This window comes from Mesorhizobium sp. M7A.F.Ca.CA.004.06.1.1 (assembly GCF_003999135.1).
Classification (GTDB): domain Bacteria; phylum Pseudomonadota; class Alphaproteobacteria; order Rhizobiales; family Rhizobiaceae; genus Mesorhizobium.
Genome location: NZ_RZPQ01000322.1, coordinates 1 through 6280, shown reverse-complemented (window position 1 = coordinate 6280; position 6280 = coordinate 1). Strand labels below are relative to the sequence as shown.

At 64.4% G+C, this 6280-nt stretch carries 6 protein-coding genes; 2 read left to right on the top strand and 4 right to left on the bottom strand.

Annotation, left to right across the window (positions count from 1 at the left end; genetic code table 11):
- Positions 1–32: 32 nt before the first annotated feature.
- The 4 genes from EN906_RS19160 to EN906_RS19145 all read right to left on the bottom strand — a co-directional run bounded on the left by EN906_RS19160 (position 33) and on the right by EN906_RS19145 (position 3967).
- Entirely contained in the window at positions 33–1121 is a 1089-nt protein-coding gene (locus EN906_RS19160; protein WP_245484300.1) for a nickel/cobalt transporter, read from the bottom strand.
- On the bottom strand, positions 1118–1786 hold the full coding sequence (locus EN906_RS19155; RefSeq protein WP_023810039.1) for a DUF1007 family protein: 669 nt from the start codon (positions 1784–1786) through the stop codon (positions 1118–1120). The genes EN906_RS19160 and EN906_RS19155 overlap by 4 nt, the downstream gene beginning before the upstream one ends.
- Before the next feature lie 82 nt (positions 1787–1868).
- On the bottom strand, positions 1869–2768 hold the full coding sequence (locus EN906_RS19150; protein WP_127375305.1) for a LysR family transcriptional regulator: 900 nt from the start codon (positions 2766–2768) through the stop codon (positions 1869–1871).
- A gap of 2 nt (positions 2769–2770) precedes the next feature.
- Positions 2771–3967, bottom strand: a complete 1197-nt coding sequence (locus tag EN906_RS19145) for an amidase (protein WP_127270878.1) — start codon at positions 3965–3967, stop codon at positions 2771–2773.
- A gap of 540 nt (positions 3968–4507) precedes the next feature.
- Between EN906_RS19145 and odc2 the strand changes: the two genes are divergently transcribed.
- The gene (gene odc2 / locus EN906_RS19140) at positions 4508–5641 is read left to right on the top strand and encodes an ornithine/lysine decarboxylase (protein WP_127272801.1); all 1134 of its coding nucleotides are present in this window, start codon (positions 4508–4510) and stop codon (positions 5639–5641) included.
- A 171-nt stretch (positions 5642–5812) separates the two neighbouring features.
- The coding region (locus tag EN906_RS19135) for an N-acetyltransferase (RefSeq protein WP_164777239.1) at positions 5813–6280 on the top strand (468 nt) is incomplete at its 3' end.

Genomic DNA, 6280 nt, shown 5'->3' with positions numbered 1-6280 from the left:
GTCGCTCTCATCCCGCTTACGGAGGCGGCGGACTAAACCTCAGGGGTATTGGCGGGCACCGCCAGTGTCGCCAGTGCCGATACGGTGATGGCGGTGCCCAGCGACATCGCCAGCACCGACAGCAAACCGCCGAGCCAGAGGCCGTTGAGCAAGGCGAAGCTCAGCACGATCAGGGCGCCGGAGCAGGGGCGGATGCCGACCGCCGCCACCGCCGTCCACGCCGTGCGCCAGTCGAAGCGGTCGCCCGACAGCAGCGCCGGATCGGGTGCGTGCGAATGGCCGCAGGTATCGCAGACTTCGCCGGCCGCGTGATCGTGATGAGCGTGATCGTGTTCGGCATGATCGTGATGATCGTGCGAAGGGCCGTGCACATGGTCATGCGCGTGTGGCGCGTGCGAATGAGCATGCGCCGAATGGCTGGGAGCTGCATGGGAGTGACCGGCATGCGAATGCGCGCCGTGCGAATGGCCCCCATGAGAATGACCCCCATGAGAATGACCGGCGTGAGAATGGCCGGCATGAGCCGCCGACAGGCTGTAGGCCGGGCCCTTGCCGAACAGACGCAGGACGGCGGGGCCGAGTTTGCGCCACAGCAGCCAGGCGCCGAACAGGGTGACGAAGACAAAGCTCATGATCTCCATGAACCAGGCCGCGTCCGTCATCGAGACGGAGGTGCCGCGCAGGACGAAATAGGCGACCCCCATCACCGCGATCGCGGTCAGGCCCTGCAGCAGCGCCGAGACGAAGGACAAGAGGATGCCGCGCCGCAACGCCACTTCATTGGCCACCATGTAGGACGAGATCACGGCCTTGCCGTGGCCGGGGCCGGCGGCATGGAAAATACCGTAGGCGAAGGACAGGCCGACGAGTATCCAGATCTTGCTGCCGTCCTGGCGCATCGCCTTCATCGCCGTTGCCAGCGCGCGGTAGAATTCCTGCTGCCTGAGATTGATCCACATCAGGATATGGGCGAACGGGCCGGTGGTCGGCGCCATGCCGTCATTGACGCCGATGCCGAGCGAACTCTGGGCATGAGCGGCGTCGGCGAAATGCATCATGGCGACAGTGAGGGCCAACAGGCCGAATGCCAAACGCAGGGACGGTTTCGTCACCGGCTTCATCCTTCTGGCTGACAGGTCAGTTCGAGCTTGGTGGCGAAGATCTTGCTCATATCGGTGCCGGTCGGATCGTTGAAAAAGGCATCGGTGAGGGTCTTCTGGTTTTCCTTGATGGCCTCGTCCGGGTCCGGACGGACCACCTTGCTGGTGCAGTTCGAGGGCAGGCCTTCAACCGTGATGTTGGAGTCCTCGGTGAAGTCGATCGCCGTGTAGAATGTCGGATCGTAGACGCCGATATCGATCTTGCCGTGGAGCTTGATCGGCACCTTCGGTTCGGACTCGAACAGGATGATCAGCTGATCGTTGTCGAAATTGGCCATCAGATGCGGCGGCGGCGTCATCGCCACGTCCTTGCCGTCAACGGTGACGAGCTGGAAGTAATTGAACTCGGCCAGCGAGGCATGAACGGTGTCGGCGACTTCCTTCAGCTCCTTGTCATCGAGCTTCAGGTCGGAGTTCTTGTCGAACTCCATCATCACGGTCGAGGAAAACAGATCGTCGAAGCGCCAGAGATGACGGAGAGCCTTCACGCTTTGGTGATCCGGGGAGAGAATCACATCGAGGCGGGCCTCGGCGAAGACATGCGGATGCACGTAAGCCGGTCCAGTGGCGGCAAAAGTAGCCGCCAAGGCCGAAGCCAGCATGATTGCGTGCCGTTTCAGATTCATTCTCGGTCCATAGGCCTCGGAAGAGTTGCCGAGAGTTACCAGAAAGGGGGCGAAATTGGGACCATGAGACTATCGATGCCGGTCAGCCAGCCTCGCGCGTCCTGAACCACTGCACCAGGAAGTCGACGAAGACGCGGACTTTCGCCGGCAGATAGCGGCGGTGCGGGTAGACGGCGAAGATGCCGCCGCCCGACAGGATACGGTCATCCATCACCGCCACCAGCCGGCCGCTCGCGAGGTCGGGCGCGGCGATGAAATCCGGCAGGACGGTAAATCCGAGGCCCGCCACGGCCGCGGCTCTCGCCGTCATCGGGCTGTTGACCTCGACCGGACCGGACACCGAAACGCTCACCGGATCGCCATTGTCGCCCTTGAACGGCCAGTTGTTCAGTCCGCGGCCATTGGTGTCGACGATGCAAGGCATGCGGCTGAGATCCTGCGGCCTTGTCGGCATGCCATGCCTGGCGATCAGTTCGGGGGAGGCGCAGAGCTTTATCGAAAACGGCGCCAGCCGCCTGGCGATCAGCGACGAGTTCTCCAGCCGCGAGATGCGCACCGCAAGATCGAAGCCCTCCTCGACCAGATCGACGAAGCGGACGTCGAGCTGGATGTCGAGCACGATGTCGGGATGCTGCTTGGCGAAGTCGATCAGCGACTGGCCGATCGGCGCGTCGGCGAAGGTGCGCGGCGCCGACAGCTTGATCCGGCCGCGCACGTCGCCGGAGGATTCACGCACCGCGTCGGCCAGGCTGTCGACCTCGCGCACGATCTCCGAGGCGCGCCGGTAATAGGTATGGCCGGCCTCGGTCATCGAGAACTGGCGCGTGGTGCGGTTGAGCAGCAAAGCGCCGAGTTCGTCCTCCAGCTCGCGCACATATTTCGACAGCAAGGCCTTGGAACGACCGATCTTGCGCGCCGCCGCCGAAAAGCCCTCGGCCTCGACCACGTCGATGAAGGCACGCATGCGCGTCAGTGTGTCCATGGTCAGGCCTTTCGTGCCGCGTCGAGAAGTTTCCGGCCGAGCCGTATCAGGGCAATGTCGCTGCCGGAAGGGCCAAGCAGCGACAGGCCGAACGGGGCGCCGGCGACCGAGCCGACGGGCAGCGTGATCTGTGGAAAACCAGACAGGCCGGCCAGGCACAGAAGTTGGAGCGCCCGTTCGCGATAGGCCTGGAACTGCTCCGGCGTGCTGTCCACGTAAGGCGCCGGACCAGGCACGGTCGGCAGGACAAGGAAGCCGTTCCTGCCGAGCAGGGCGTTCAGTTCGCCGCGAAAGGTCAGACGTCGCACCTTCTCGGCCTGGGCTGTCCTGTCATCGACGGCACGGCCAAAGCCGAAACGCTCCTCGACACCGGGGCCGAGGCCGCGCTCGCCGCTGGTGATCCATTCGCCATGCACCGCCCAGGCCTCCCTGGCCTGCAGCCGGCGAAAGCACCAATAGAGTTCATCGGGAGATGAGGAGAAGCGGATTGCCGGCGTCGCCGGCACGCCGAAGACCGCGCCCGCCAGCCCCTTCATTTCACCATATTCGGCCAGCGCCGGGCGGGCGACCAATCCATCCAGCCAATCCAGCGCCAGCGGCCGGTCCAACACGTGCTGGTGCGGATCGCGGCCGAGCAGCAGCTTGCCGACGGTCTCGTAGGTCTCGATGTCGTCGGCGAACCAGCCGAACGTGTCGAGGCTCGGCGCCAGCTTCATCGTGCCGTCGAGCGGAATGCGGCCATGCGTGGTGCGCAGCCCGATCAGTCCGCAAAAGCTCGCCGGGGCGCGGATCGAGCCGCCGGTGTCTGAGCCGGTGGCGATATCGGCCAGCCTGCCCGCCACCGCCGCCGCCGACCCCGATGAGGAGCCGCCGGTGACGCGGTCGGGTGCCGCCGGGTTCACCGGAAACGAGAAATGCGCATTCTGGCCGAACAACGCGAAGGCAAGCTCGTCGGTCTGCGTCTTGCCGACGAAGCGTGCGCCAGCATCGAGGATCATCTGCACGGCGGGTGCGGTGCGCGAGGCTGCGTGGCTTTCGGCGAATTTTTGCAAATTGCCGCAACCGGTGCGGTAGCCGGCGACGTCGTAGATGTCCTTGACGGCCAGCCGCAGGCCGGCCAGCGGGCCTAGCTGGGCATGTGCCACTGGCATCTGGCGAAGATCGAGAAAGGCGTTGAGAGGGCCGTGCGTGCCTGTCATCGTTCGATATCCGGATACGGTTGCCGCAACATTGTTCGACACCAGAAATTTTACAACCTGCGATACGATTTTTATTGATTGTGAAAGTCTTCGCCCTTATATCGCGCTTGCCCAAAGTCGCACGTGCCTGTGGGTGTCCGCCGATCCTCGAATGGTGAGGGAAATCGGTAAGGTAACTGGAGCCAACCCCTCCAGTCGGTCTAGCGGCCAACCGCCAGCCCGAGGACACCTTGAAGCAACGACGGTGCGGGCCTTTCTGGTGTTCTGCCGGTTGTCCAAAAACCGGGGTTACTGAAGAGGCACACCTTCATTGCCGGCAGTGCGGACGGGTCTCCCATCCAAGCCAAGGCAGACAAAGCGAACCGAGGCCGGGCAAGGCCAAGGTTCACCGCCGCGAGACGGCGCTTCATGGTTCCGGGGTCTCCACCGGCTGGTTCCATGGATATCCGTCCCGCCTTTGTCCACCGCGTGTTCGCGAGGCTGACAGCCCGCGTCCCGCAGCCTTATTGCGCGCCGAAAGGCGCTGATGGAGAGACCCCGATGGCCACCCAGCGCATCCTTGACTTCCTCGCCACCCGACGTCCGACCGGTCCCTGCCTCGTCGTCGACCTCGATGTCGTGCGCGACAATTTCCGCGCCTTCGAGAAGGCGCTGCCCGATTCAAAAATCTACTATGCGGTGAAAGCAAACCCGGCGCCGGAAATCCTGCGCCTGCTTGCTGCGATGGGCTCGTCCTTCGACACCGCTTCCGTTGCCGAAGTCGAGATGGCGATGGACGCCGGTGCGCCGGCGGACCGCATCTCCTTCGGCAACACCATCAAGAAGGAGCGTGACATCGCACGCGCCTACCAGCTCGGCATCCGCCTGTTCGCCGTCGATTGCGTCGAAGAGGTCGAGAAGATCGCTCGCGTCGCTCCAGGCGCGCGCGTGTTCTGCCGCGTGCTGACCGATGGCGAGGGCGCGGAATGGCCGCTGTCGCGCAAGTTCGGCTGCGTGCCAGCGATGGCCGTCGACGTGCTGCGCCATGCCAAGGGGCTCGGCCTCGACGCCTATGGCGTGTCGTTCCATGTCGGCTCGCAGCAGACCGACCTGACCGCCTGGGACCGTGCGCTGGCCGACGCCAAGGTGGTGTTCGCGACGCTCGCCGAAGAAGGCATCGTGTTGAAGATGGTCAATATGGGCGGTGGTTTCCCGACGCGCTATCTGCGTGACGTGCCAGCCGCCCAGGCCTATGGCCAGGCGATCTTCTCGGCGCTGCGCAAGCATTTCGGCAATGCGCTTCCCGAGACCATCATCGAGCCGGGCCGTGGCATGGTCGGCAATGCCGGCGTCATCAAGTCGGAAGTCGTGCTGATCTCGAAGAAAGCGGCCAATGACAATGTGCGCTGGGTGTTCCTCGACATCGGCAAGTTCGGCGGTCTTGCCGAGACGATGGACGAGGCGATCCGCTACCCGATCGTCACGCCGCATGACGGCACGGAGACCGCACCTTGCGTGCTCGCCGGCCCGACCTGCGATTCGGCCGACGTGATGTACGAGAAGACGCCCTATCCGCTGCCTTTGTCGCTGACCATCGGCGACGAGGTGCTGATCGAAGGCACCGGCGCCTACACGACCACCTACTCGGCGGTCGCCTTCAACGGCTTCGAGCCTCTCCGATCCTATGTGATCTGACGGCGCTTCCTCAGCGCATTTTCGGACGGCGAACCGGACACAACTTCGCCTGAAAATGCGCTGAGAGAGCCGATCAGATCATCCCCGGTGGGCGCGTGTCGTCCCCCCGGGCTCGCCTGTGGAACAGATCTCCGCTCGCCAGGGATTGCGGAAATGGAAATGTCAGTTGAAATGGAAATGCCAGTTGAAATTGGGGGCCACGCACCGGCCTCTGTGATGGTCGCCGAAACCGCCGCCGATGTTGCGGCGCGCGAGGCGTTGCTCGATCGGGCCATGGGGCCGAAGCGCAGGAAAAAGTCGTCGGAGAAGCTGCGGCGTGGCCGGCGGCCCTCGGAAGGCCTGGCCTTCGTCGCCCGCGATGCTTCGGGCGGCGTGGCCGGCACCGTGCGGCTGTGGGATGTCAGGCTGGGCGAGGGCGGTGCGGCCGTGCTGCTGCTTGGCCCACTTGCCGTCGACCCGTCGCTCAAGAATGCCGGCATCGGCTCGGCGCTGATGCGCCATGCCATCGCCGAAGCGCGCGTAATAGGGCGCATCGCCGACCAAAAGGATAGCGGCATGGCCGAGACGCGCCGCTTCGGCTTCTCGGCCGAGAAGACCGGTTCACTTGCCATGCCGGGACCCTATGAGCGGCACCGCCTG